This window comes from Marinobacter sp. R17 (assembly GCF_003789045.1).
Classification (GTDB): domain Bacteria; phylum Pseudomonadota; class Gammaproteobacteria; order Pseudomonadales; family Oleiphilaceae; genus Marinobacter_A; species Marinobacter_A mangrovi.
Genome location: NZ_RHGZ01000002.1, coordinates 58,554 through 82,017 on the forward strand (window position 1 = coordinate 58,554; position 23,464 = coordinate 82,017).

Genomic DNA, 23,464 nt, shown 5'->3' on the forward strand with positions numbered 1-23,464 from the left:
TCGGATACAGACTGGTTCCCTTCTTGGGATCAGCCCAGGTTTTCGTTTACGAAATCCCAGTTGACCAGATTCCAGAAGGCTTCCAGATAGTTCGGACGTGAATTCCGGTAATCGATGTAGTAGGCGTGCTCCCACACATCGACGGTCAGGACCGGCTTGTCGTCGGTGGTCAGCGGTGTGCCGGCGTCGTCGGTGTTGACGATGGCAACGCTGCCATCGGTCTTCTTGACCAGCCAGGTCCAGCCAGAACCGAAGTTGCCGGCGGCTTTTTCATTGAATTCTTTCTTGAAGGCGTCAAAAGAGCCGAAGGCCTTGTTGATGGCGTCTGCCGCTGCACCGGTCGGTTCGCCACCGCCGTTCGGGCTCAGGCAGTTCCAGTAGAACGTGTGGTTCCAGACCTGGGCTGCGTTGTTGAACAGGCCGCCCGGACCGGCCGTCTTGATGATGTCTTCCAGGGATTTGTTGGCATTGTCGGTACCTTCGACCATGCCGTTCAGCTTGGTGACGTATGTCTGGTGGTGCTTGCCGTAATGGTATTCCAGGGTTTCCTGAGAGATGTGCGGTTCAAGTGCGTTCTTTTCGTAAGGCAGTGCTGGAAGTTCGAATGCCATTGGAAGGTCTCCCTTGTATCTTCTCTCAACAGTATTGATGTGATGTGAACAGCTCTGGGGACGTGCCCCAGCGGTCAGATGACGTTACATCTCGTCACATGGGGTATGCAGAGCTTAACACCCTGGATGGGGCGAATCCACGTCGCAAGATGTTGGGGCCGCGGATGTTTTTTCAAGGGGAAGGGAATAAAGCCGACCCGGGCGCTGCGAAGCAGGCGCCCGGGAAGGAGGCTTCAGCCGCGGGTCAGCGAGCAGTCCAGCTCGGGCGCACCCGGCAGGAAGCAGGCGCAGTTCTTGACGCGCCAGACCAGTTCTTCATAGCTGTCGGCCAGCACGTTAATGTGGCCCAGCTTGCGTCCGGAACGCTCAAGCTTGTTGTAAAGGTGCAGGTGGGTATAGGGCAGGCGCAGGATATCGCGAATCTCGCCGTGGCTGCCGATGATATTCACCATGCAGCTGACGCCCCGGGCGCTGGTATCGCCCAGCGGCATGCCGGTCACCGCGCGGATGTGGTTTTCGAACTGGCTGGTGACAGCCCCTTCCATGGTCCAGTGCCCGGAATTATGGACCCGTGGTGCCATTTCGTTGGCCACCAGCCCATCCGCCGTTTCAAACAGCTCCAGTGCCAGCACGCCGACATAGTCGAGCTCGTTCAGGAGCATGCGGATGTAGCGCTCGGCATCGTCCCGGACTTCCGGGCGCAGGCCGGGTGCCGGTGCAATGGAATAGCGCAGGATGCCGTCGTGATGGACGTTTTCCGCCATCGGGTAGAAAGCCAGTTCACCGTCTTCGCCGCGCACGGCAATGATGGAGACTTCACGCTGGAAATCGACGAATTTCTCGACGATCAGCTTGTCATGGTTGATGGACTGCCAGGCTTCTGCGGCGTCTTCCGGCGAACGCAGGACAGCCTGCCCCTTGCCGTCGTAACCTTCGGTATTGGACTTGGCGACCACCGGGCAGCCCAGGTCGCTGGCGGCCTTGCGCAGCTGCTCGGCATTTTCGGCGATGCGCCATTCCGGAGTCGGGATACCCAGGCTGCCGAACAGGGTTTTTTCCGCTTCCCGGTTCTGGCAGACCTGCAGCGCGCGAGGCGAGGGATAGACGGGTTTTTCACGCGCAATGATCTGGGCGACCTCCACCGGCAGGTGCTCAAACTCGTAGGTCACCCGATCCACGCGGGACAGAAAGTCTTTCAGAAATTCGTTGTTGCGGTCGATGATGACTTCGCCCAGCCCGGCACTGGGGTTGCCGGACATGTCATAGAAGACGAAATCGTTGGCCAGCGGGTAACCGGCGAGGGCGAGCATTCGCCCGAGTTGACCGGCGCCTAATACACCAATTCGCATGTGATACTCCGGTGATGATCAAGTCGCCCGATGTGTGGGCCGGGCGGGTCCGTCTGGAATCACTCAGCCCGGGGGTCGGGGTTGTCGAGGACGGCCTCGGTCTGGGACGTCCGGAACTGTTCCACCGCGGCCCGGATATCGGCATTATTGAGCCCGAGGATCTGCGCTGCAAGCAGTCCGGCGTTGGTTGCACCCGCCTTGCCGATGGCCAGCGTGCCCACGGACACGCCGCCCGGCATCTGAACGATCGACAACAGGGAATCCAGGCCGTTCAGCGCCTTCGATTGTACGGGGACGCCCAGCACGGGCAGAGCCGTCTGGGAGGCCACCATGCCCGGCAAGTGGGCCGCCCCGCCAGCACCGGCGATAATGACCTGGAGGCCGCGATCGGCGGCGTTGCGGGCATAGTCGAAGAGCAGATCGGGGGTGCGGTGGGCCGACACGACCCGTGTTTCGTAGGCGACGCCCAGCTTCTCAAGCATGTTGGCGGCATGCTCCATGGTCGGCCAGTCCGACTTGGAGCCCATGATAAGACCAACTTGCGGCTGCATAAGCAAGGTCCCGGTGTGTTAAAAAAGAAGCCGAGCATTGTATGCAGAGCTCGTTAGCCATGCAAATTATGACACTCTTTGGCGCTTTGAGCAGCGAATCGATAAGATCACGTCCAGATTGACTCTTCTGAACTGGGGAAACTATGGAACCGATACGTCCTGAACGGGATGAAGTACGGGGATCAGCGGGCTCGGGTAAGCCCAAGCGTGAAAAGTCGACGCCGCGGGCCTCCCGGCCCGGGCCGGAGCTGTCCCTGAATCGGCAGCCCGGGCGGGGCGCGATTCCCGTTCTGGTGATCCTTCTATTGGCGGCCGTCGCGGCCGGTGGCTGGGGCTGGTACTTGCAGAAGCAGCAGATTGACCAGATGTCGGAGCGCCTGCAGGAGGCGGACTATTGGGCCCGCCAGAGCAAGCTGGCGCTGGCGCGCTTCGAGGGCAAGCTGTCCGAAACCGGGGAGAACCTGGAGGAAAAGGACTCGTCCCTGGCCAGCCTGCAAAAGCAGGCCAAGACCAATGAGAGTGAAATCCGCAAGCTGTGGGCGGTGGCCAACGAGCGGAACAAGGACGCCATTAACGCCAACAAGGCGGCACTGGCCTACCTGGAAGAAACCACCAGCACCCTGAAAAGCGACCTCAACAAGCGGGCCGACACGCTCGCCGCCGACATCAAGTCCCTGCAGGAGGCCGCCGACGAACGCCAGGCATCGATCGCCTCGTTGCAATCCAGTCTTGACGACCTGGCGCCTCGCCTGAAGGCGGTGGAAGACAAGTCCGACAACATGACGGCGACCGTCGAGCAGCGTCTGGACCGGTTTGGACGCGAGCAGGATCTGGCGCGTCAGGAAGTTCTCGCCCGCCTTGATAGCCTGGAAAAAGGCGGCGGCAACCTCGACTCGTTGAAGGGCAGTCTGGCCGATACCCGCCAGCGCCTGAGCAAGATCGAAAACGCCATCGATGCCATCGATGCGGCCCGGGCGCAGCTCAACGCGCGTCTGATCCGGCTCGACGACGAAGTGTCCAGCCTGCGCAAGTAATCCCGGCTGATCAGGCCGTGTAACAGTTTGTAGCTATCCCTTGCGGTAGGTCTCGGTTTCATCGCCCGGCCTGTTGCTATGATCCGGGACCAGAGGCGTCTCCAGGCCACGCACCTGCGGGGCGCCCGAACGGTTCGGGGGATGACACAATCATGCGTAACGCAACACGGATGGCCAGGTTTGCCGCCCTGGCCCTGGTTTTCACGCTCAGCGGCTGCAGTATTCACCAGTCCATCGGCAAGAGTACCGGAGCCTTCCTGCATCCGGTATCGGGCAAGGATTTCGTGCACATTCCCAACGATCAGTGGGACCAGCAGAATCACGCCCTCGTCTACTTTTATCGCACGCATTCCCGCTGGGCGGCCGACGAGATCGAGTCGCCCAGTGTGTACATCGACGGCGAGCACTACTTCAATATTCGCGATGACAGCTACACCTGGCTCGAAGTCGAGCCCGGTCCCCGCCACATCATCATGCGCCGGCCCCTGCTGGGGCTTGAAGGCATCAATGATATTGATTTAAGCCGGATTGCCGATGCGGTGCTCCATGTCGAAGCCGGCCAGATCTATTACCTGCGATACAACGAGTTATCCCCTCCGAAACAGGCCCATCCGGATCTGGATGCCGAGGATCCGTTGGCTTCGGGCGACCTGCAACTAGTCACCCGGGACTACGCCATGGGCCAGGGTGAGATCGTGACGACCCAGTTCCTCAACAGCGACATGCTGGCGCCGAACCACGCTGCTACATCCATCGTCGAAGCCAATCAGGATGCAGACTATGAGCGCCGCCGGGAAGAGCTGGAGACGGCGCGCGACGAGGAAATCGAGGCCATGAAGGCCAAGGGGCAATACGAGGAGGCGCCCTGGTACTGGCCTTTCGGCGGCGGACCTACCCAGCCGTTAGAGACCGATCGCCAGATCGATGCCCTGGACAAGGCGTACGCCTCGCTCGAGGCCGAGCGGGAGCGGGCGGAGGAGGCGGAAGACAGTGGCTGGTGGCCATTCTGAATGCGGGTGAGGGAGTCGTCCTCGCGGAAATGACGCGGCTGGTGGCAATGGATGCCAATGTGGTCGGGCACGAGCTTCATAAAATGTGAAGCGGCGCACATCTTTCTTGGCCCATCGGGGCGGTCTGACTAGACTGAAGAGAGCATGAGCGCTGTTTCCATGTGCCTGGACACAAGAATAAAGAGGATGAGATGTCATTGAAGGACACTGTGGGAGAACCCGTGCGTTGGGCTCGGGGCCGGCTTGATCGTTTGCGCCGGCAGTATCTGGAGGTGATCCACGAAGCGGAGCACCTGGGGGAAGAACGACTGGATGAGTTACGCCACCTGGTAGACCACCTCGGGCCTTCGTTGAAGGGCCTGGTGGACGAGCGACTGCAGGCGTTGCAAACCAAGCTGGACGAGATCAATCGGCGACTGGCTGAAGAAGCCATTCCCGACGAGCGCCGTTCGAGTGTTGGGCACCTGGCTCTGGAGAAAAAGGCGGCCTCTGCCGCCCGTAAGGCCAGCTCGGTCGTCAGGGCGGGGCGGCGAACGAGTGCGGCCGAATCGGGCGACACATCCAAACCGGCGCCCAAGTCAGCCGGTGGCAGTAAGAAGCGTACGCCATCGAAGACGAACGGAACCGATGCCCCGTGATCGCTCCCGGGGGCATTGATCTGGCTGCAAAATAACCACTTGAGTTTAATTCCAAAAAATCCCACGAAAGTATTTGACAGGCCCACTCAAATGCTTAAAATGCGCGTCTCATCTGGATGACACAGCAACGCCGACACGGCAAAATGTTGGTTCATCCGCGCTGATTGGGTGGTTAGCTCAGCTGGGAGAGCATCGCCCTTACAAGGCGAGGGTCGCAGGTTCGATCCCTGCACCACCCACCAATTCAGCGCGCTGTCGGGTTACCCCTTCGACAGAAAGATGATCGCGGAGCGGTAGTTCAGCTGGTTAGAATACCGGCCTGTCACGCCGGGGGTCGCGGGTTCGAGTCCCGTCCGCTCCGCCATTTCCCGAATTCCCGGGTGGTTAGCTCAGCTGGGAGAGCATCGCCCTTACAAGGCGAGGGTCGCAGGTTCGATCCCTGCACCACCCACCATTTCCTTTCCCTGTGTGGATTGATTTGTACCCGACAGCATTCGCTGGTTTCGGGTTTTTGCGTTCCTCATACCTCTGCAACTTCCAAACCTGATCCAGGCGTTGTCGACGAATTGCGAATCGGACAGTTCGTGGTTTATGCTGCGTTCCCGTCATGTTCGGCGATGATCGCGTCGATCTGGGCCCTCGGCTCGCAGTCTGACGTCCGGTTGGCGTCCGCGCCCGTATCTTCTCGGGGCCTTTCTCTTCATGGTGCCCCTCGAAGGGTGCGAGGGATCTGATTCTTTAAGGGATGGAACGACACTCATGTCTTCGCGTTTGAAACGCCTCTTCATTGTTTTTGCCGTTGCTGCCGTCGTCATTGCCGCCCTCTGGTGGTGGAGCCTGGGCAAGGAAACCACCGACGATGCCTTTGTCCAGCGGGACGTGGTGTACCTGAAACCCCGCGTGGATGGCCCGCTGGTGGATGTGGCTGTGCACGACAACCAGCCGGTGAAAGCCGGGCAAGTGCTGGCGACGATCGATCCGGAACCCTATCGGGCGGCACTGTCAGCGGCCCAGGCCAAGGTGGCCAATGCCCGGGCCTCGCTTGAGAGTGCGCGGGCCTCACTGACGGCTTTCCAGGCCAATCTGGCCGCCCGCAAAGCGGAAGCCACCGCGAGTGTTGAGGTGGCCAAAGCCCAGATCACTCAGCAGGAAAGAACGCGGGACGCACAGGCCGCCAAGATTGAACAGGCACGCCGGGATGTGAAGCGCTACAGCGTGCTGGTTGAACGCAGTCAGGTGTCCAAGCAGACGCTGGAGAATGCACGAACCAACCTGAATACCCTGGAAAGCGATCATGCGGCGACAGCCGCCGCGGTGTCCGTGGCCAGGAGCCAGCTTGCCTCGGCACGCGCACAGCAGCAGGCGGTGGCCGCCGATGATCAGCGTCTGCCGGTCATGCAGGCTGCCGTGGATGAAGCCCGGGCGAATCTGGAACAGGCCCAGGCCAGCCTGACCCAGGCCCAACTGAACCTGGACTGGACCACCATCAAGGCCCCGGTGGATGGCTGGATCAGCGAACTGCAGGCCCGCACCGGCGCCATGGTGGGACCGCAAGCGACGCTGGTGATCCTGGTCTCCGGCCATCCCTGGATCAAGGCCAACTACAAGGAAACCCAGATCGGCGATATGCACGTGGGCGATCGGGTGGACATCGACGTGGACGCTTACCCGAACACGACCCTGACCGGCCACGTTGCCTCTTTCCAGCCGGGGACCGGCTCCCGTTTTGCGCTGCTGCCGCCGGAAAACGCCACCGGTAATTTCGTGAAGGTGGTGCAGCGTGTGCCGATCCGTATCGAACTGGATGACACGCCCGAAGACATGCAGCTGTGGCCTGGCATGTCCGTCGTACCGACGGTGCATCTGGACAGCGCGGGCAAGCAGCCGTAAGGGGCCATCATGAGTGATGCCGCAACCGGCAACGAGGCGTCCTCGGCCCGCAAGGCGATCAATCCCTGGTTGATTGCGCCGATGGTGGCACTGGCGGCGTTCATGGAGGTGCTCGACATCTCCATTGCCAACGTCTCCCTTTCCAACATCGCCGGCAGCCTGGGGGCCGGGCCCGAGGAATCCACCTGGGTTCTGACGTCCTACCTGGTGACCAACGCCATAGCCCTGCCGATTGCCGGCTGGCTGTCCGAATATTTCGGCCGCACCCGTTTCTTCGTCGCCTGCATCATCGGTTTCAGCGCCGCATCCCTGGCCTGTGGCCTGGCGCCCAGTCTGGGCATGCTGATCTTCTTCCGGGCGATCCAGGGGCTGGCTGGTGGTGCGTTGCAGCCGGTGTCCCAGGCGATTCTCGCCGACGCCTTCCCGCCGGCCCAGCGGGCCATGGCGTTTGCCATGTACGGGATCGCCGTGGTGGCGGCGCCGGCGATCGGGCCGACGCTGGGCGGCTGGATCACCGACCAGTTCAGCTGGCACTGGATCTTCCTGATCAATGTACCGGTCGGGGCGCTGCTGATCGTGCTGATCCGCATGTACCTGCCGGACGAGAAACCCAACCACGACGGCAGTCCCATCGATTATGTCGGCTTCGGTCTGATCGCCGTCGGCATCGGCAGCCTGCAGTGGCTGCTGGATCGGGGGCAAAACGAGGACTGGTGGGATTCCCTGGAGATCCAGGTTCTTACCGGTGTGGTGATCGTGGCGCTGCTGACCTACATCGTGCGTTCGTTCGATCAGGACAACCCCATCGTCAACCTGCGTCTGTATCGCTATCGCAACTACGCCATTTCCAACCTGCTGATGTTCGTGCTCGGCTTTATCCTGCTGGGTTCCACGGCGTTGCTGCCGTTGTTCATGGAGTCGCTGCTGGGCTACACGGCCCTGGATGCGGGGTTGGTGATCTCGCCGGGCGGCTTTGCCATCATGGCGATGATGCCGGTGGTGGGGAAACTGGCTGGAAAAGTGGACCTGCGGCTGATGATTTCGTTCGGCCTGCTGTGTGCCGGCAGCTCGCTCTGGTTCATGGGCGGCTTCACGTTGCAGGTCGACAGTACAACCCTGGCGCTGATGCGTGTGTGGCAGACGCTGGGAATTGCCTTCCTGTTCATTCCCATCAACACCATGGCCTACATCGGACTGCCGGCCAGCGCCAACAACCAGGCGGCGTCGATGCTTGCGTTCATGCGGAACCTGGGTGGGGGTGTCGGGATATCGGTGCTGGTGACGCTGATCTCGCGCCTGGGTGCCCATCACCGGGTGCCGCTGGTGGCCAATACCAGTCCCGGCGATCCGGAATGGGAGCAGCACCTGTCCCAGTTACAGGGCGTGACCGGCAGCCATGAGCAGGCGCTGGCCCTGCTCAACCAGACCGTGCAGGGCCAGGCGCAGATGCTGGCCTATATCGACGCCTTCCATTTCATGGGGGCGCTGTTCGTACTGATGATTCCGCTGGTACTGCTGCTGAAGCCGGGGCAGGCAGATCCGGATGCCGAACCCGCGCCTGCCCACTGAGCCTTACCGTGGCGGGATAACCTTACTTGCCGATCAGTGACTGGCCACAGACCCGCACCACGTTGCCGGACACGCCGGCTGACTGTGGGTGGCAGTACCAGGCGATGGTTTCTGCCACGTCCACCGGCAAGCCACCCTGGGACAGGCTGTTCATGCGCCGGCCGGCCTCACGGATGGTGATCGGCATGGCGGCCGTCATCTGCGTTTCGATAAAGCCCGGTGCCACGGCGTTGATGGTGATGCCGTTCTTGAGGCTTTTGGCCATGGCTTCCACGTAACCGATGACGCCACACTTGGACGTGGAGTAGTTGGTCTGACCAAAGTTGCCGGCGATACCGCTGATGGACGACACGCACACGATGCGGCCGTTCTCACGGATCAGGCCGCGCTTGAGCAGTTCCTCGTCGATCCGTTCCTCGGCGGTCAGGTTGACGGCAATCGTCATATCCCAGAAATGCTCAGGCATGTTGCCCAGCGTCTTGTCCCGGGTGATACCGGCGTTATGGACGATCAGGTCCAGCCCGCTGCCCATGTTTTCCAGGAACTCGGCAATCAGCGTCGGCGCATTGGCTTCGGTGATGTCGCAGGCCAGTGGTTTGCCATTGATGTCCTTGGCCACGCGCTCCAGGTCGGTCATCGCCGCCGGGATATCCAGCGCAATCACCGTGGCGCCGTCCCGGGCCAGCGTCTGGGCGATGGACTCACCAATCCCCCGGGAGGCGCCCGTTACCAGGGCGACCTTGCCCGTCAGCGGAGCCACCGGGTTGGTGGCGGTGTTGCCGGTGTCCGACTTGCCAATCTTCACCACCTGACCGTCGACGTACGCCGAGCGGGGCGACAGGAAGAAGCGCACGCTGGAGTCGATGCGTTCCTCGGCATTGGGCGAAATCCAGATCAGGTTGGAAGTGGCGCCTTTCTTGCCGATTTCCTTGCCGACACTGCGAGCGAAGCCTTCCAGGGCGCGCTGGGCGGCAGCGTGGGCGGGCTTGCGGCAGGTGTCCGGATCCTGGCCAATCACCAGGACGCGGCCGTTGGTGGCCAGTTTACGGATCACCGGGTGAAAGAAGTCGTACAGCGCCCGTAATTCCGTTGTGTCCTTGATGCCGCTGGCATCGAACACCAGGGCGGAAAACTTTTTCTGGATGTCGCCGCTGACGTCCAGCGGTTTGGCCTTGCTGCCAGCCTTGGCTGAATCGGTCAGCCGCTCGGTGCCGGAGGCGTGAAATACGTTGGCGGGTCTGGCCCCGAGAATACTGCCCAACGTCTCGATGGCCCGCGCGCCGTTGGCTGCGCCGACCAGCACGTCACCCTCGATGAACGGCTGATCGCTGCGCTGCCAGCGCTTGAGCACGACCGGCGACGGCAGGCCCAGGGTCGAGGCGGTGGTTTTGCCGACAGGGGTATTGACGAACTTGAGGTAAAGGTCTGACATAGTGGTTTCCTTGCGTCTTGCGCGCGTTTTTCGAATGAGGTGTCTGACGGGGCGTCTGCGATATCGGCGCTGCAGAGGGTCCCCGCGCTCTTCAGCGTTTCCCGTATGGTATGAAAACTGGCCGGCTTTGGATTGACTCAACGCGGTCGAGCCGTTGTCAGGGCTGCCAATGAGCGGGAAGCCCGTCTCGATAGACTGCCACACATCATACTGATGAACAGGATATTCCCATGGCACAGACAAGCAATGCAGGACAGAAGAAAGCGGCGAAGGCCGCGCAGACCGTCCGCCGGGTGGCCGTCATTGGCGGCAACCGCATTCCGTTTGCGCGCTCCAACAGCGCCTACAGCAAACTCAGCAACCAGGACATGCTCACCGCGACCCTGCGCGGTCTGGTGGACCGGTTCGGCCTGGAAGGTCAGCGTTTGGGTGAGGTGGCGGCTGGCGCCGTCATCAAGCATTCCCGCGACTTCAACCTGACCCGCGAGTCGGTGCTGAGTTCCGGTCTGGCTCCGGAAACGCCGGCCTACGATATCCAGCAGGCCTGTGGCACTGGCCTGGAGGCGGCGATCCTGGTGGCCAACAAGATTGCCCTCGGTCAGATCGAGTGTGGCATTGCCGGCGGCACCGACACCACCTCCGACGCGCCGATCGGCGTCGGTGAGGGGCTGCGCGAGATCCTGCTGGACCTGAACCGGGCCAAGACCAACACCGAACGCCTGAAGATCCTGGGCCGGTTCCGTCCGAGTCACCTGGTTCCGGAAATCCCGGAAAACGGCGAGCCCCGTACGGGCCTGTCCATGGGTGACCATTGCCAGATCACCGCGCATGAGTGGAATATCCCGCGGGACGCCCAGGACGAACTGGCCTACGAGAGTCACCAGAAGCTGGCTGCGGCGTACCAGTCCGGCTTCTTCGAGGACCTGATAACCCCGCTGGCCGGCCTGGAAAAAGACAACGTCCTGCGCCCGGACACCACGCTGGAAAAGCTGTCGACTCTCAAGCCGTGTTTCGATCGTGAGAACGGCACCATGACCGCCGCCAACAGCACCGCGCTGACAGACGGCGCGTCCTGCGTGCTTTTGGCGAGCGAGGAGTGGGCCAAGGCCAACAACATGGAGGTTCAGGCTTACCTGACCTTCTCGGAAGTGGCCGCCGTGGATTTTGTCGACAAGAAGGAAGGGTTGCTGATGGCGCCGGCGTACGCCGTGCCGCGGATGCTCGACAGAGCCGGCCTGACCCTGCAGGACTTCGACATCTACGAGATCCACGAAGCGTTTGCCGCGCAGGTGCTGTCGACCCTCAAGGCCTGGGAAGACCCCACGTTCTGTAAAGAGCGATTAGGTCGGGATAAGCCGCTGGGCAGCATCGATCGCTCGAAGATGAATCCCAAGGGCAGCAGCCTGGCGACCGGGCACCCGTTCGCGGCTACCGGCGGCCGGATCATTGCGACGCTCGCCAAGCAGTTGGCTGAGCGGGGCAGCGGCCGCGGACTGATCTCCATCTGTGCCGCTGGCGGCCAGGGGGTAACGGCCATTCTGGAACGCGACTGATAGGTTTCGGATCCCCGCGAAACCCAAAAGCCCGGCGCCAATGGCCGGGCTTTTCATTTGATGTGACGGTGGTTCAGAAGCCTTTCGGGATCTCGAACCCTGCCAGTCCCGCCTTTTCCATCAATTCCGCGAAACCAATCGTGGTCAGGTCCATGCCCGGTGCCCCGATGACCTGGATGTTGTAGGGCAGGCCGTCCCGAGACCGGCCCACCGGCACCGAGGTGGCGGGCAATCCCAATGTCGTGGCCAGGGCGATCCAGCAGAACTGGTCGAGGTAGGGACGGGGCTTGCCGTTGACGGTGATCCTGCGGTTGAAGGCTTCGCCTTTCTGATCGTGTTCGATCGCCGTGGTTGGCGTTATTGGCGTCAACAGCACGTCGTATTCCTCGAACAGAGTATCGATCTCGGCGCGCATTTTTTCGCGTCGTTCGTTCCAGTGCAGCCAACTGTGGATGGGCTGGTTCACGGCACGGCCGTATTCGCCGATGTGGTGGGTCATGGGCAGGAAGAGTCGCAGCCATTTTTCCAGGCGTCCGACCCAGGCCATCTGGCGTCGCTGTTTCGGTGTCAGGGAGGCGCTCACCAGGCTGCCGAGCAGGTTGAAGTAAACCGGCAGGATGGTTTCCATATCCAGCAGGTTGTGTCGGGCATCCGCCACCAGCGCGCCCTGTTCCTCAAGCCGTCGGCCCAGCGCGCGATAGGCCTGGGTCAGTTCGTCGGCCACCGGACACAGGGGATCGTCGAGCCAGAGGCCGACCCGGGCCTGTTCCAGACTCTCCAGGCGGCTGTCCGTCAGTGACAGGGACCAGCTGCGCTGCTCCAGTCGGCGCGGACCGGCAATCACCGGCAACAGCGTCCGCAAGTCGCCGGCGCTGCGGGCCATGGGGCCACCTTCCACCAGATCCGGCTCGCTCAGGGTCCCGGGCGGTCCGGGGATGTGGCCGCGCATGGACACCAGGTGGCGGGTGGGCTTATGGCCAAACACGCCACAGAAGTGGCTGGGCGTGCGAATGGAGCCCGCCAGGTCGCTGCCCACTTCCAACGGTGTGAGTCCGGCGGCGAGCGCCGCCGCCGCACCACCGGAGGACCCGCCAGGCGTGTGCTTGGGGTTGTAAGGGTTCTGGGTGGTGCCGAAGACCTTGTTGTAGCTCTGGATGTCCATGGCGTAGAGCGGCACGTTGGTCTTGCCAAGGATGATGGCGCCGGCATCCACGAGCCGCTGTACCAGGTCGGCGTTCTGGCGCGGCACATAATCCTTCATCGCCGGGGCGCCGGCCACGCAGTGCAGGCCGGCGACTTCCCAGGTGTCCTTGAGGGTCATCGGCAGGCCGTGCAGGGGGCCGAGTGGCTCGCCCCGGGCGCGCCGTGCATCGGCCTCGGTGGCCTGACGCAGGGCGTCCTCTTCGGCCAGAGTGACCACGGCGTTGACGTCGGGATTGCGTGACTTGATGCGGGCGATCAGGGCCTGGGTGAGTGCCTCACTGGTCAGCTCGCCGGACTTCAAGGCCGCGAGCAGTTCGACCGCACTGTGGTAATGGAGATCAGACATGCCGGATGACTTCCTCGGAAAAAGACGTTCTGAATCATCCATTAAAGACAAGCTGTAGCGACAAGTAAAGCAATTGCTTTAGGCGAAGCGAGTGGGACCGCCGGCGATCCTCTTTTGGCCCGATTCGACCATTACAGCTCTTGGCGCCAGCGTTTGATGGCCATCTGCTTCTTCAAGGCCTCGATAATTTCGTTGACCACCTGGATGATCTGACGCTCGCTTTCACTCGGCCCTTCGCCGGGGGCGGCGGTTTCCTGGAGGAAGGTGCCGACGATGTCCTCAATGAAGGCGTGGTTCTTGGCCGACGCCAGATCTTCCAGGATCCGGTGGATGACTTCCGCCACGATATCGCCCACGGCGGCTTCCAGGGTTTCCGTGATCTGGGGACCGAGCATCGGCACCTGACGCAGGCGGGACAGCTCAACGTTCTGGGTCAGGGCATGGTCCACGCAGTTTTCCAGGTAATGGCGCAGCGCCCCGCGGTTGGGGATGTAACCGGTCTGGGCGGTTTCCGCGACCTTTTCCGACAGCCATTGGGTCAGCAGCTCCCGACGAGGCATGAGGATGTCGTTCTGGATGCGGTGGATCAGCGGTGAACCGTGGGTCATTTCTTCCTGGGCGCCGGACAGCACCTTGATGACGATGCGGTCCGACAACTCTTCCATGAAAGCCTCGTAGTAGAACTTGAGGAACTGGTAGACGCGGGTCTGGGTAAAGTCGATGACCTGGTACTTGTGCAGCCGGTATACGATGGAGATGACCCGCAACACCCGCAGGAAACGGTAGGAGCCGATCGGAATACAACCCAGCAGGTCGTACCAGTGGATAAACGGATAGAAATACCAACGGCTGTAGAGCTTGCTGTGAATGGCGTAGATCCAGCGAATGACGAATTCGGTCAGGAAGATCCAGACGAAGATCAGGTCATAGAAAATGAAGTTGCGGTGGATCGGCCGGTAGAATTCCGCAAACGGCTGGGCGTACTGGAAGAGCAGGTCCTTGACCGCTTCGACCGCATACAGTGAATCGAAGATGATCCAGGTGATGTTGAGGAACAGTAGCCCCAGCATCACGAAATCCACGATGAACCAGAACAGCTGGTGACTGCGACGTAGATTGGCTCGATTGATGGTAAACATGCGCCTCGCCTGGCCGATGAATGGGGGCGTTTCCGCCCCATCCAGGGCAGCGGACAACGACTGCTCGACGCCGTAGCCTACCACCGGCATACAGCCAGCGAGAAACCGACGGTGGCGACCGCCGGCATCCGGCTACTTGAGTTCCGCCGAGCTTTTGCCGAGCAGGCGGCGGGCGATGATCAGCAGCTGAATCTGCTGCGTGCCTTCAAAGATATCCAGGATCTTGGAATCCCGCGCCCACTTTTCCAGCAACTCCACTTCACTGTAGCCAAGGCTGCCGCAGAGCTCCACGCAGCGCAGGGTCACCTGGTTGCCGACGCGCCCCGCCTTGGCCTTGGCCATGGACGCCTCGCGGGAGTTGGGCAGACCGTTGTCCGCCATCCAGGCGGCCTTGAGGGTAAGCAGGCGGGCGGCGTCCCACTCGGCCTCCAACAGTTGCAGCTCCCGTTCGGCCGCGGTCTGGGTCCAGGTCTGGGCGCGGTAGGTCAGGGGCTGGCCACACTTTTCCAGCAGGGCGTAGGTCTGGTCGAGTGCCGCGCGAGCGATACCGATGGCCATGCCGGCGACCACCGGGCGGGTGTTGTCGAAGGTCTGCATGGCGCCGGCAAAGCCCTTGTCGACGCTGATCTCCGGATCACCCAGCAGGTTGGCGGCCGGTACCCGACAGTTGTCGAAGCGAATGGCGGCGGTATCCGAAGCGCGAATGCCCAGTTTCTTTTCGAGCCGTTCCACGCTCATGCCCGGGGTGCCTTTCTCCACCACGAAGGATTTGATGGCGGCGCGGCCCTGGCTGCGGTCCAGTGAGGCCCAGACCACCACGGCATCGGCTCTTTCGCCGGCGGTCACGTAGATTTTCTCGCCATTGATGATGTAGTCGTCACCGTCCCGGGTGGCGGTGGTGCGGATCGAGGCGCTGTCCGATCCGGCGCCGGGTTCGGTGATCGCCATGGCGGCCCAGGTGTTCCCCAGGCGGGCCAACTGTTCCTCGTTGGCGACCGCGGCGATGGCGGAGTTACCCAGGCCCTGGCGGGGAATGGACAGGGCCAGCCCGACATCGCCCCAGCACAGCTCGGTCAACCCCAGGACGGTTTTCATATTGGTGCCGTTGCGGTTGCCCGACCCGTTTTCATCGCCGGCGCGGGCCAGGCTGCCTGCTCCGGCACCACCGTCGCCGGCGCCTTCGTTCATGCCGTCCATGATGGAGGCGAACATGTCCAGCTCACGGGGATAGTCGTGCTCGGCACGGTCGTACTTGCGGGAAATGGGGCGAAACACTTCCCGGGCCACCTGCTGGGCCTGATTGATGAGCGGGGTGAACTTACGCGGTATTTCCAGGTTCATCATCGAAGTCTCCTTAACGGCATCAGGCGTGGGTACCGCCAAACAGGGTGGCGGCCGAGCGCAGGTCGCGATACCAGCGTTCCACCGGGTGCTCCTTGACGAAGCCGTGACCGCCCAGCAACTGCACGCCGTTGGTGCCGACTTCCATGGCTTTCTCGCTGCAGAGCAGCCGCGCCAGGCAGGCTTCCCGGTGATAGGTGCGACCGGTCTCCGCCCGACTGGCGGCGCGCCAGGTGAGCAGTCGCATGCTTTCGATCTCGATGGCCATGTTGCTGATCATGAAGGCAACCGACTGGCGGTGACTGATGGGTTCACCGAATGCCTCGCGCTCGTTGGCATAGGGGATGACATAGTCCTGTACCGCCTGCGCGCAGCCCACGGCAAGACCGCAGCGCAGCAACACGCCGCGATCGATGAAGGTGCTGTAGTTGAAGTCCTCGTCGCCCAGCAGGGCGGAGGCTGGCAGCCTCACGTTATCCAGGCGGAGGCGGCCCGTCCCGGCAGCTCGCAGACCCATGGCGGGTTCGGCTTCGAAGGCCAGGCCGTCGGTCCCGCGCTCAATCAGGAACAACCTTGGGCCTTCGCCGTCCAGTTCGGCAGCCACCAGATACAGATCGCTGTCGCCAGCGCGGACAACGCCGCTTTTCAGACCGTTCAGCGTGAAGTCGTCACCATGGCGTGTCGCGCGGGTCGAAAGTGACATGGGATCGAACAGGGGCACCGGCTCGTCGATGGCGATGGTGGCGACCGGCGGCTGGTCTTCGCAGAACGCTGGCAGGTAGGTGGACTGCTGCTCGGCCGTACCCCAGCGGGTGATGGCCTGGGCCACGCTGAACGGCGCCAGCAGGGCCTGGGCCAGTCCCAGGTCGCCCCAGGCGAGCTGTTCGGCGATGAGGACACTGGTCACTGGCGACAGATTCTCGGCAACCCCGCCAAACTCGGCGGGCACGGCATAGAGGCTCAGGCCCAACGCCTGCGCCTGGTGCTCGATGTCCTGCGGCAGGGCGGCATTCTCATCGCACTCGGCCGCATTCGGTCTCAGCACATCGGAGGCAAAGCGCCGCAGGCTGTCGACGATCATCTGCTGGTCGTCGTCCAGGTTCAGGTCGAACAGGTCGCCCGGTCGGCGGGCGGGCAGCCGCTGGCGGGGGAACAGATCCCGGGCCCGCTTGAATTCACGGTTGGCGACGGTCAACGTCTGAAAGCCGACACGAGTTCCCTGGTAGGCCAGTCGCTCGACCGGCTTGCGCACGCCCAGGCGATCAAGCAGGGGGAGGCCGGCCAGGCGATTCATGGCGGACAGGGCGAAACCAATTGGATCGCGCGTCATGCTGGATCTCCGTTGTTGTTGGTTCAGGAAGCTGAACCTGATCATGTGGTGCGGCTGGCCCTCCGCCATTGGCGAACGGGGCTTCGGGGCAGGGCAATCCGGTCAACGCGACCCGGACTGTGCCGGTATTGACGACATCGAGCCGGGCGATAGGCCTGTCACATTGTGACGATTCGGTTATCCCCCTTTGAAATCATTCTTTTTCAGCTTACAGTTGTAAGCTGAAATTCTGAGCGTCGAGAAGAGATTCCGGAGGCATCCTTGAGTACCCAACCCACGGTCAACGTTGATGGCAGCGTGCAGGACTACCCGGTCGTCGAGGAATGGCTGAACTGGATCAGCCATGGCCTGGCGGCCCTGTGCAGTATCGCCGGCATGGTGGTGCTGATCGTACTGGCCAGCCTGGAAGCGGACCCCTGGAAAATTGTCAGCTTCAGCATTTATGGCGCCAGCATGACCCTGCTGTTCCTGGCCTCGACGCTGTACCACAGCGCCCGTCAGCCCCATCTGCGCCGCATCTTCAAGATGCTGGATCACTGTGCCATTTTCCTCTTGATTGCGGGGACCTACACACCGTTCCTGCTGGTGAATATGCGCGATGGAGCCGGCTGGCTGTTGTTCGGCATCGTCTGGGGTCTGGCGGCGGCGGGGATTACCCTGAAGCTGGTGTTTGGCCACCGTTTCAAGGCGTTGCAGATCGTGATCTATTTGCTGATGGGGTGGCTGATCGTCTTTGCCTCCACCGAGCTGGCGGCAAGCGTGAACAGCCTGGGGCTATGGCTGGTGGTGGCCGGCGGCATTACCTACACGCTGGGCGTGGTGTTCTACCTGATCAAGCAGATTCCCTACAATCACGCCATCTGGCACCTGTTCGTGGTCGGTGGCGGGGCCTGTCACTTTTTCGCCATCTATTACGGCGTCCTTTACGACAAGATTTGAAGCGCCTCTGATCGTCCCATTCTGTAATCCGGAAAGTCAGGCAGGGAACGCCGATCTTCGGTAGCATACGGCTGTTCGAAAGGTCACTTAGGGACGGAGACGTTTTTGACGATCAGCGCATTACGCCTGGGTGCATGCACCGGTTTTCTGCTGTCAGGTCTGTTCTGGGCCGCCTCTGCGCTGGGCGCGGGCCAGGTCGAGGTTCGCGTCGAAGGTGATTTTCCTGCCCTCCAGGAAAACGCCAGCAATTACATCGGTAACGTCGACGGTCGTTCCGCCGAAGATCTCCGCCGCTATGTCAGCCATGCCGAGTCCCAGGTGCGTGAAGCATTAAGGGCCCTGGGCTATTACGATCCCAGCGTCCAGTGGCAGGTGGACGACTCCGGAGAAGCGCCGCACCTCCAGCTCACCGTCCAACCGGGTGAACCGGTAAAGATCCGCGACCGCGAGGTGCGGGTGGAGGGCGATGCAGCGTCTGATCCGGATTTCGGTAAGGGCGATCTGTCCGCGATTGCGCCGGGCAAGGTGCTCAACCACGGGGCCTATGAGGCGGTTCGCCAGCGTATCCGCAACCGGGCCCGCAAGCTGGGTTACTTCGATGGAAAATTCACCGAGCGCAAGCTCAAGGTGGATCCGGAGGCCCGCACGGCGGATATCCTGATTGTCTTTGAGAGCGGACCGCGTTATCTCTTTGGTGACGTCACCTTTGAAGGCGACGGGACTTTCGAGGAGCAGCTGCTTGACGGCTTTGTCGAGATCAAGCCCGGGGATCCCTACGATGCGGACAAGATCGCCGAACTCGACAACAATCTTTCCAACAGTGGCTATTTTGCCGGGGTGATTTTGGATGCTCGTCACGAAGAGGCAACCGACCGACGGGTTCCGATCCATGTGCGGCTGAACACCAGGGATCCTCGCTCGGTGGCCGCGGGTATCGGCTTTTCCACCGATGTGGGGCCGCGCTTCCGGGGCACCTGGACGGAGCACTGGATTAACGCCATGGGCCACCGCCGTGGAGCGGAGGCCGAACTGTCGGCGCCGCGCCAGAGTGTCAGTGCCTACTACGAATTGCCGCTCGATCCCCCCATGACCGATGCCATCCGTTTCACCACCGGGTATCAGAACGAGAACATAGAGGATGTGAAGTCCGAGCGCTTCACCTTTGGTGAGCAGTGGCGCCACCAGCTCGATAACGAGTGGATGCGGGTGCTTTCGCTTCGTTTGGAGCGGGAAAACTACACCATTGGCCAGCAGGAGCCCAACAGCAGTCAACTGCTGCTGCCGGGCATCAGTTTTTCCAAGCTGGTGGCGGATTCGCCGATGGATCCATCACGGGGGTATCGTCTGCAGCTGGATGTCACCGGGGCCCACCGACAGCTTCTTTCCGATGCGGATATTGCCCATGTGCTGGCGGTGGCCAAGGGGCTGGTGACGGTCGGAAACGGTCATCGATTTCTCGGTCGTTTGCAGCTCGGGGCGGTGGCCACCAATGATTTTGACGACGTGCCGCCCTCGCTGCGTTTCTTCGCCGGTGGTGACCAGAGCGTGCGAGGTTACGGCTACCAGACCCTGTCTCCCAAGGACTCCGACGGCGACACCGTGGGCGGCCGGTATTTGATCGTGGGCAGCCTCGAATACCAGTATCCGCTGTCCGATCAATGGCGCCTGGCGACCTTTGTCGACCGGGGCAATGCCATCGATAGCCTGAACGATCCACTGGCGACCGGTGTCGGTGCCGGTATCCGCTGGGTCAGCCCGGTCGGGCCGATTCGCCTGGATCTGGCCAAGGGTCTCGACGACGATCTGGGGGGCAGCTGGCGTCTGCACTTCTCGATGGGGCCGGAGCTATGAAGCGGTTCCTGTTGTGGACAGCCGGCAGCGTGCTGGCCCTGGTTCTTCTGGCACTGTTTACCGTGTTCCTGGTATTGCGCTCGGAGACCGGCACGGCATGGCTGCTGGAGCAGGTACCCGGCCTGGACGTCTCCGGCGGGCAGGGCGCCATACTCGGGCGTTGGCAGGCCAGCCATGTCCACTGGCAGGGTTATGGCGTCAACCTGGATCTGGATCAGGTGTATCTGGACTGGTCGCCGAGCTGCCTGTTCACCGGCGTGCTGTGTATTGACCGGCTGTTGGCCGAGCGGATTGATGTGCGTCTGGCGCCCAGCGAGGAATCCAGCGATGTACCCTTCACACTGCCGTCGATCAATCTGCCGGTCGGACTGTCGGTCGGTGATGTCCGGCTGGGGCCGCTGGCCGTGGACGACAGCACCATCTGGCAGTCGTTTACGCTGGCCGTGGACGCGTCCGGAGCCGCCTGGACCATCAAGGATTTCGGGCTGGTGACCGACGCGGTCGAGGTGAATGCCAAGGGCCGCCTGGAAACCCGCGGCGACTGGCCGCTGGATCTGGACGTGGCACTGGCTCTGCCTTCGCCGGAGCCGGACAAGGCGTGGAAGCTGGCTCTCAAGCTGGCCGGCAGCGCTCGCGACTTGCGGCTGACCGGCAGCAGCGAAGGCTACCTGGCAGCCCAGCTGTCCGGCCGCGTGCAGCCGTTCGAGCCCGGGCTGCCGGCGTCGCTGAAGCTCAACAGCAAACGGTTCATGCCCTGGTCGGGCTTGCCGGCCACCCTGGAACTGGACCAGTGGACGCTGGCGCTGGATGGCAATCTGGACGACGGGTTTGACGTGACCTCCTCCGCCACCTTGCCGGGCACGGAGGGTCCGGTGTCGCTGACGCTGACCGGCAACGCGCTGACCGATCGGGCACGGGATATAGAGCTGCAGCTGGCCTTGCCGGACGCCTCGCAGCAGCAGGCCCGCCTGACCGGCGAAGTGCAATGGCTGGATGCGCTCAGCGCCAGCGGCAAACTCGCCATCAATCGGTTTCCCTGGTACACGCTGCTGCCGGGAGTCGAAGAGCCGCCGGTGAAGCTGCGGTCTGCAGAGGCCACGTTCAACTACGCGGACGACCGGTACAACGTGGAACTGCAGGCGTCGGCAGAGGGGCCCGCCGGCGACATGACGCTGGCGACGAATGCGGAGGGTGACCTGCAGCAGGTGACCCTTTCAAACCTGCGTCTGGATACCGGCGCCGGCGGGCTGGCCGGGCGGGCGCAGGTCCAGTACGGCGATATCGTGAGCTGGGACGCGGACCTCAATCTGGACCAGTTCAATCCGGGCTTCTGGGTCGCTGAGCTTAATGGCCAGTTGAGTGGATCGGTGACTTCTACCGGCTCAATCCCGGCGTCCGGTCTCCAGGCCAAGGCGGACTGGGAGCTGGATGGGACCTGGCGCCAGAATAAACTGTCGACCCGGGGGCACCTGGACGGTCGCGATGGCCGTTGGAGGATGGATCCGCTGAAGTTGGTGGTGGGCGAGAACACGGTATCCGGGAGCGGTCAGTGGGCCGATCAGATCCAGGCGGATGTGCAGCTGGCCCTGCCCAAACTGGACCAGCTCTGGCCGGGGCTGGCCGGGCGTGTCGAAGGTGAAGCGCAAGTGTCCGGCTCGCCGCAGGCGCCGTCGGGCAAAGTGACGCTCAAAGGCCATCAGCTGGCCTGGCAGGATCTGGAGCTGGCTACCCTGGATCTCAACGGTTCGGTGCTGGGCGGCAAACAGGTGGACGCCAGCCTGTCCGTCGACAAACTGCACATGGGCGAACAGGTGATTGGTGACCTGGATGTGCAGCTGAAGGGGACGGAAGAGAAACATCGCGTGACACTGGACCTCACCCATCCCGAGGCCACCGTCAGGACGGTGTTCGAGGGCCGCCTGGACCAGCTGTGGTCCGGCGCGCTGGCCGAGGCAAGTGTCAAAACGTCCGACCAGACCTGGCGCCTGGAGCAGCCTGCGGCGATCGAGTACACCGACAAGGGACGGCTGACGCTGGCGGCCCATTGCTGGCGCTGGCAGTCCAGCAGCCTGTGTGCGGACGATCAGGTGCTGCTGCCGGATCAGAGCATCCACTACCAGCTGCAGAATTTCCCGATGGAGAGCCTCGCCGCGCTGTGGCCGGACGATTTCCGCTGGCAGGCCAAAATGAATGGCGAGATTGACCTGACGATGACGGACAAAGGGCCCGATGGCTCAATCAGCCTGGATGCGGGCCCCGGCGAATTTGGCATCCAGCAGCAGGATGAATGGCGGTCCATTGGATACAACACCCTGAAACTGAACGCAAAGCTGAAGCCACGCAAAGCCGACCTGAACCTCGACTTCAGCGGCGACCAACTGGGACGCTTCACCCTGGACCTGAGCGTCGACCCCAACAGCCGCAACCGGGAGATCGAGGGGCATTACGCCCTGTCTGGCTTACAGCTGGCCATTGTTGAGCCCTTCGTGGGGTTGCAATCCATCGAGGGTCAGATTGGCGGGGAGGGGGATCTGTCGGGTCCGCTGCTCAACCCCCAGGTGAACGGCAACCTGAGCCTGCAGAACGGCAAGGTGCTGGATCCCTCGATCCCCATCCCGTTCCGGGACGTGTCGCTTGATATGGCCTTCAAGGGGCAGCGAGCTGAAGTCGATGGCAGCTGGCGCAGCAACGAACGCAGCAAGGGCAGCCTCGATGGGTACATCGATTGGCGTGGCGGCAAGCCGTCCATTGCCCTGAACCTGAAGGGTGATCGCCTGCCGCTGGTGTATGAGCCTTATGCCCGGCTCGAGCTGTCGCCGGACATCCAGTTCAGCTTCAAGGACCAGAAAGTCTCGGTCAGCGGTCGGGTTGGCGTTCCCCGGGGCGACATCGAGGTGCGCGAACTGCCGCCCTCCGCGGTCTCTGTCTCCGATGACGAAGTGATCGTTGGCCAGGAGAAACAGTCGTCCGCGGTTAAGGAAATCGCGATGGACGTGACCGTCGTTGTGGGTGAGGACAAGGTCACCTTCAAGGGATTCGGGGTGACGGGCAACCTCAAAGGGGAGCTGCACATCGGCAACAATCTCGATACCCGGGGCACGCTGCAGCTGGTTGACGGGACCTATAAGGCTTATGGGCAGGAACTGGAGATTCGCCGCGCCCGGTTGGTGTTTGTCGGACCGATCAGTGAACCCTATATCGACGTGGAGGCGGTGCGAACCGTCGACAACGTGGTGGCCGGGGTGCGACTGAGTGGGCCGGCGGACGAACCGGAAGCCGAGGTGTTCTCGGAGCCGTCCATGCCGCAGGCCGAGGCGCTGTCCTACGTTATTCTCGGGCGTCCGCTCCGCTCCAGTGGCGACCAGAGCCAGGTGGGCCAGGCCGCCCTCAGCCTGGGGCTGGCGCAGACCAACGAGCTGACCCGGGGGTTGGGCGAGGAGTTCGGCATCCGGGATCTGACGCTGGAGGCCGAGGGTTCGGGCGAGGAAGCCAGCGTGGTGGCCAGTGGTTATATCACCGACGACCTGTCCGTGCGTTATGGCGTCGGGGTGTTCGAGCCGATTACGACCGTGGCGCTGCGTTACGATCTGGGGCGCTATTTCTATCTGGAGGCCGCCAGCGGGCTGGCGGCCTCCCTGGACCTGTTCTACACCCGCGATTTCTAGCGCCAGCGGGTGG

General features: G+C 62.4%; 17 protein-coding genes and 3 tRNA genes. 12 read left to right on the forward strand and 8 right to left on the reverse strand.

Annotated elements, in window-relative coordinates:
* Positions 1-29 precede the first annotated feature (29 nt).
* The 3 genes from sodB to purE form a co-directional block, all read right to left on the reverse strand.
* A complete protein-coding gene (gene sodB / locus EB809_RS02230; RefSeq protein WP_123633147.1) occupies positions 30-611 on the reverse strand; it encodes a superoxide dismutase [Fe] in 582 nt (193 codons plus the stop codon).
* Between the two features lie 233 nt (positions 612-844).
* Positions 845-1,960, reverse strand: a complete 1,116-nt coding sequence (locus EB809_RS02235) for a 5-(carboxyamino)imidazole ribonucleotide synthase (RefSeq protein ID WP_123633149.1) — start codon at positions 1,958-1,960, stop codon at positions 845-847.
* Positions 1,961-2,019: 59 nt separating this feature from the next.
* Positions 2,020-2,511 carry a 5-(carboxyamino)imidazole ribonucleotide mutase gene (gene purE, locus EB809_RS02240; RefSeq protein ID WP_123633151.1) on the reverse strand — a complete coding sequence of 164 codons (492 nt, stop codon included), beginning with the start codon at positions 2,509-2,511 and terminating at the stop codon, positions 2,020-2,022.
* A 143-nt stretch (positions 2,512-2,654) separates the two neighbouring features.
* Here purE and EB809_RS02245 point away from each other — a divergent pair, with 143 nt between their 5' ends.
* The 8 genes from EB809_RS02245 (at position 2,655) to EB809_RS02280 (ending at position 8,652) form a co-directional block, all read left to right on the forward strand.
* Positions 2,655-3,545: a hypothetical protein gene (locus EB809_RS02245; protein ID WP_123633153.1), complete on the forward strand. Its 891-nt coding sequence runs from the start codon at positions 2,655-2,657 to the stop codon at positions 3,543-3,545.
* Between the two features lie 152 nt (positions 3,546-3,697).
* Positions 3,698-4,555, forward strand: coding sequence for a DUF2846 domain-containing protein (locus tag EB809_RS02250; RefSeq protein WP_123633155.1), 858 nt, complete (start codon positions 3,698-3,700; stop codon positions 4,553-4,555).
* Positions 4,556-4,776: 221 nt separating this feature from the next.
* Complete coding sequence (locus EB809_RS02255) at positions 4,777-5,193, forward strand: hypothetical protein (protein ID WP_123633158.1); 417 nt, start codon at positions 4,777-4,779, stop codon at positions 5,191-5,193.
* Positions 5,194-5,359: 166 nt separating this feature from the next.
* Positions 5,360-5,435 (forward strand) — tRNA-Val (locus EB809_RS02260).
* 45 nt (positions 5,436-5,480) lie between these two features.
* Positions 5,481-5,557 (forward strand) — tRNA-Asp (locus EB809_RS02265).
* A gap of 14 nt (positions 5,558-5,571) precedes the next feature.
* Positions 5,572-5,647 (forward strand) — tRNA-Val (locus EB809_RS02270).
* A gap of 305 nt (positions 5,648-5,952) precedes the next feature.
* A complete protein-coding gene (locus EB809_RS02275) occupies positions 5,953-7,083 on the forward strand; it encodes an HlyD family secretion protein (RefSeq protein ID WP_190294807.1) in 1,131 nt (376 codons plus the stop codon).
* Positions 7,084-7,092: 9 nt separating this feature from the next.
* On the forward strand, positions 7,093-8,652 hold the full coding sequence (locus tag EB809_RS02280) for a DHA2 family efflux MFS transporter permease subunit (protein ID WP_223807777.1): 1,560 nt from the start codon (positions 7,093-7,095) through the stop codon (positions 8,650-8,652).
* A 22-nt stretch (positions 8,653-8,674) separates the two neighbouring features.
* Here the strand turns inward: EB809_RS02280 and EB809_RS02285 are convergent, their stop codons facing one another.
* The gene (locus EB809_RS02285; RefSeq protein WP_123633162.1) at positions 8,675-10,084 is read right to left on the reverse strand and encodes a 3-oxoacyl-ACP reductase; all 1,410 of its coding nucleotides are present in this window, start codon (positions 10,082-10,084) and stop codon (positions 8,675-8,677) included.
* 230 nt (positions 10,085-10,314) lie between these two features.
* On the opposite strand from EB809_RS02285, the gene EB809_RS02290 reads away from it, so the two are divergent.
* Positions 10,315-11,637: an acetyl-CoA C-acetyltransferase gene (locus tag EB809_RS02290; RefSeq protein WP_123633164.1), complete on the forward strand. Its 1,323-nt coding sequence runs from the start codon at positions 10,315-10,317 to the stop codon at positions 11,635-11,637.
* Positions 11,638-11,710: 73 nt separating this feature from the next.
* On the opposite strand, the gene EB809_RS02295 is transcribed toward EB809_RS02290, so the two are convergent.
* From EB809_RS02295 to EB809_RS02310, 4 genes are all read right to left on the reverse strand, one after another.
* Entirely contained in the window at positions 11,711-13,186 is a 1,476-nt protein-coding gene (locus EB809_RS02295) for an amidase (RefSeq protein ID WP_123633166.1), read from the reverse strand.
* 131 nt (positions 13,187-13,317) lie between these two features.
* Positions 13,318-14,325: a hypothetical protein gene (locus tag EB809_RS02300; RefSeq protein ID WP_123633373.1), complete on the reverse strand. Its 1,008-nt coding sequence runs from the start codon at positions 14,323-14,325 to the stop codon at positions 13,318-13,320.
* Positions 14,326-14,457: 132 nt separating this feature from the next.
* Positions 14,458-15,666, reverse strand: a complete 1,209-nt coding sequence (locus EB809_RS02305; RefSeq protein ID WP_123633374.1) for an acyl-CoA dehydrogenase family protein — start codon at positions 15,664-15,666, stop codon at positions 14,458-14,460.
* Between the two features lie 22 nt (positions 15,667-15,688).
* Positions 15,689-16,996 carry an acyl-CoA dehydrogenase family protein gene (locus EB809_RS02310; protein WP_123633168.1) on the reverse strand — a complete coding sequence of 436 codons (1,308 nt, stop codon included), beginning with the start codon at positions 16,994-16,996 and terminating at the stop codon, positions 15,689-15,691.
* A gap of 261 nt (positions 16,997-17,257) precedes the next feature.
* Between EB809_RS02310 and trhA the strand changes: the two genes are divergently transcribed.
* From trhA to EB809_RS02325, 3 genes are all read left to right on the forward strand, one after another.
* Complete coding sequence (gene trhA, locus EB809_RS02315; protein WP_203140613.1) at positions 17,258-17,935, forward strand: PAQR family membrane homeostasis protein TrhA; 678 nt, start codon at positions 17,258-17,260, stop codon at positions 17,933-17,935.
* A 105-nt stretch (positions 17,936-18,040) separates the two neighbouring features.
* The gene (locus EB809_RS02320; RefSeq protein ID WP_223807779.1) at positions 18,041-19,786 is read left to right on the forward strand and encodes an autotransporter assembly complex protein TamA; all 1,746 of its coding nucleotides are present in this window, start codon (positions 18,041-18,043) and stop codon (positions 19,784-19,786) included.
* Complete coding sequence (locus EB809_RS02325; RefSeq protein ID WP_123633170.1) at positions 19,783-23,451, forward strand: translocation/assembly module TamB domain-containing protein; 3,669 nt, start codon at positions 19,783-19,785, stop codon at positions 23,449-23,451. Before EB809_RS02320 ends, EB809_RS02325 begins: the two co-directional genes overlap by 4 nt.
* The last annotated feature ends 13 nt before the right edge of the window (positions 23,452-23,464 follow it).

Coding starts and splice junctions, on each gene's coding strand:
- sodB (WP_123633147.1), bottom strand. CDS start 611: ATGGCATTCGAACTTCCAGCACTGCCTTACGAAAAGAACGCACTTGAA.
- EB809_RS02235 (WP_123633149.1), bottom strand. CDS start 1,960: ATGCGAATTGGTGTATTAGGCGCCGGTCAACTCGGGCGAATGCTCGCC.
- purE (WP_123633151.1), bottom strand. CDS start 2,511: ATGCAGCCGCAAGTTGGTCTTATCATGGGCTCCAAGTCGGACTGGCCG.
- EB809_RS02245 (WP_123633153.1), top strand. CDS start 2,655: ATGGAACCGATACGTCCTGAACGGGATGAAGTACGGGGATCAGCGGGC.
- EB809_RS02250 (WP_123633155.1), top strand. CDS start 3,698: ATGCGTAACGCAACACGGATGGCCAGGTTTGCCGCCCTGGCCCTGGTT.
- EB809_RS02275 (WP_190294807.1), top strand. CDS start 5,953: ATGTCTTCGCGTTTGAAACGCCTCTTCATTGTTTTTGCCGTTGCTGCC.
- EB809_RS02280 (WP_223807777.1), top strand. CDS start 7,093: ATGAGTGATGCCGCAACCGGCAACGAGGCGTCCTCGGCCCGCAAGGCG.
- EB809_RS02285 (WP_123633162.1), bottom strand. CDS start 10,084: ATGTCAGACCTTTACCTCAAGTTCGTCAATACCCCTGTCGGCAAAACC.
- EB809_RS02290 (WP_123633164.1), top strand. CDS start 10,315: ATGGCACAGACAAGCAATGCAGGACAGAAGAAAGCGGCGAAGGCCGCG.
- EB809_RS02295 (WP_123633166.1), bottom strand. CDS start 13,186: ATGTCTGATCTCCATTACCACAGTGCGGTCGAACTGCTCGCGGCCTTG.
- EB809_RS02300 (WP_123633373.1), bottom strand. CDS start 14,325: ATGTTTACCATCAATCGAGCCAATCTACGTCGCAGTCACCAGCTGTTC.
- EB809_RS02305 (WP_123633374.1), bottom strand. CDS start 15,666: ATGAACCTGGAAATACCGCGTAAGTTCACCCCGCTCATCAATCAGGCC.
- EB809_RS02310 (WP_123633168.1), bottom strand. CDS start 16,996: ATGACGCGCGATCCAATTGGTTTCGCCCTGTCCGCCATGAATCGCCTG.
- EB809_RS02325 (WP_123633170.1), top strand. CDS start 19,783: ATGAAGCGGTTCCTGTTGTGGACAGCCGGCAGCGTGCTGGCCCTGGTT.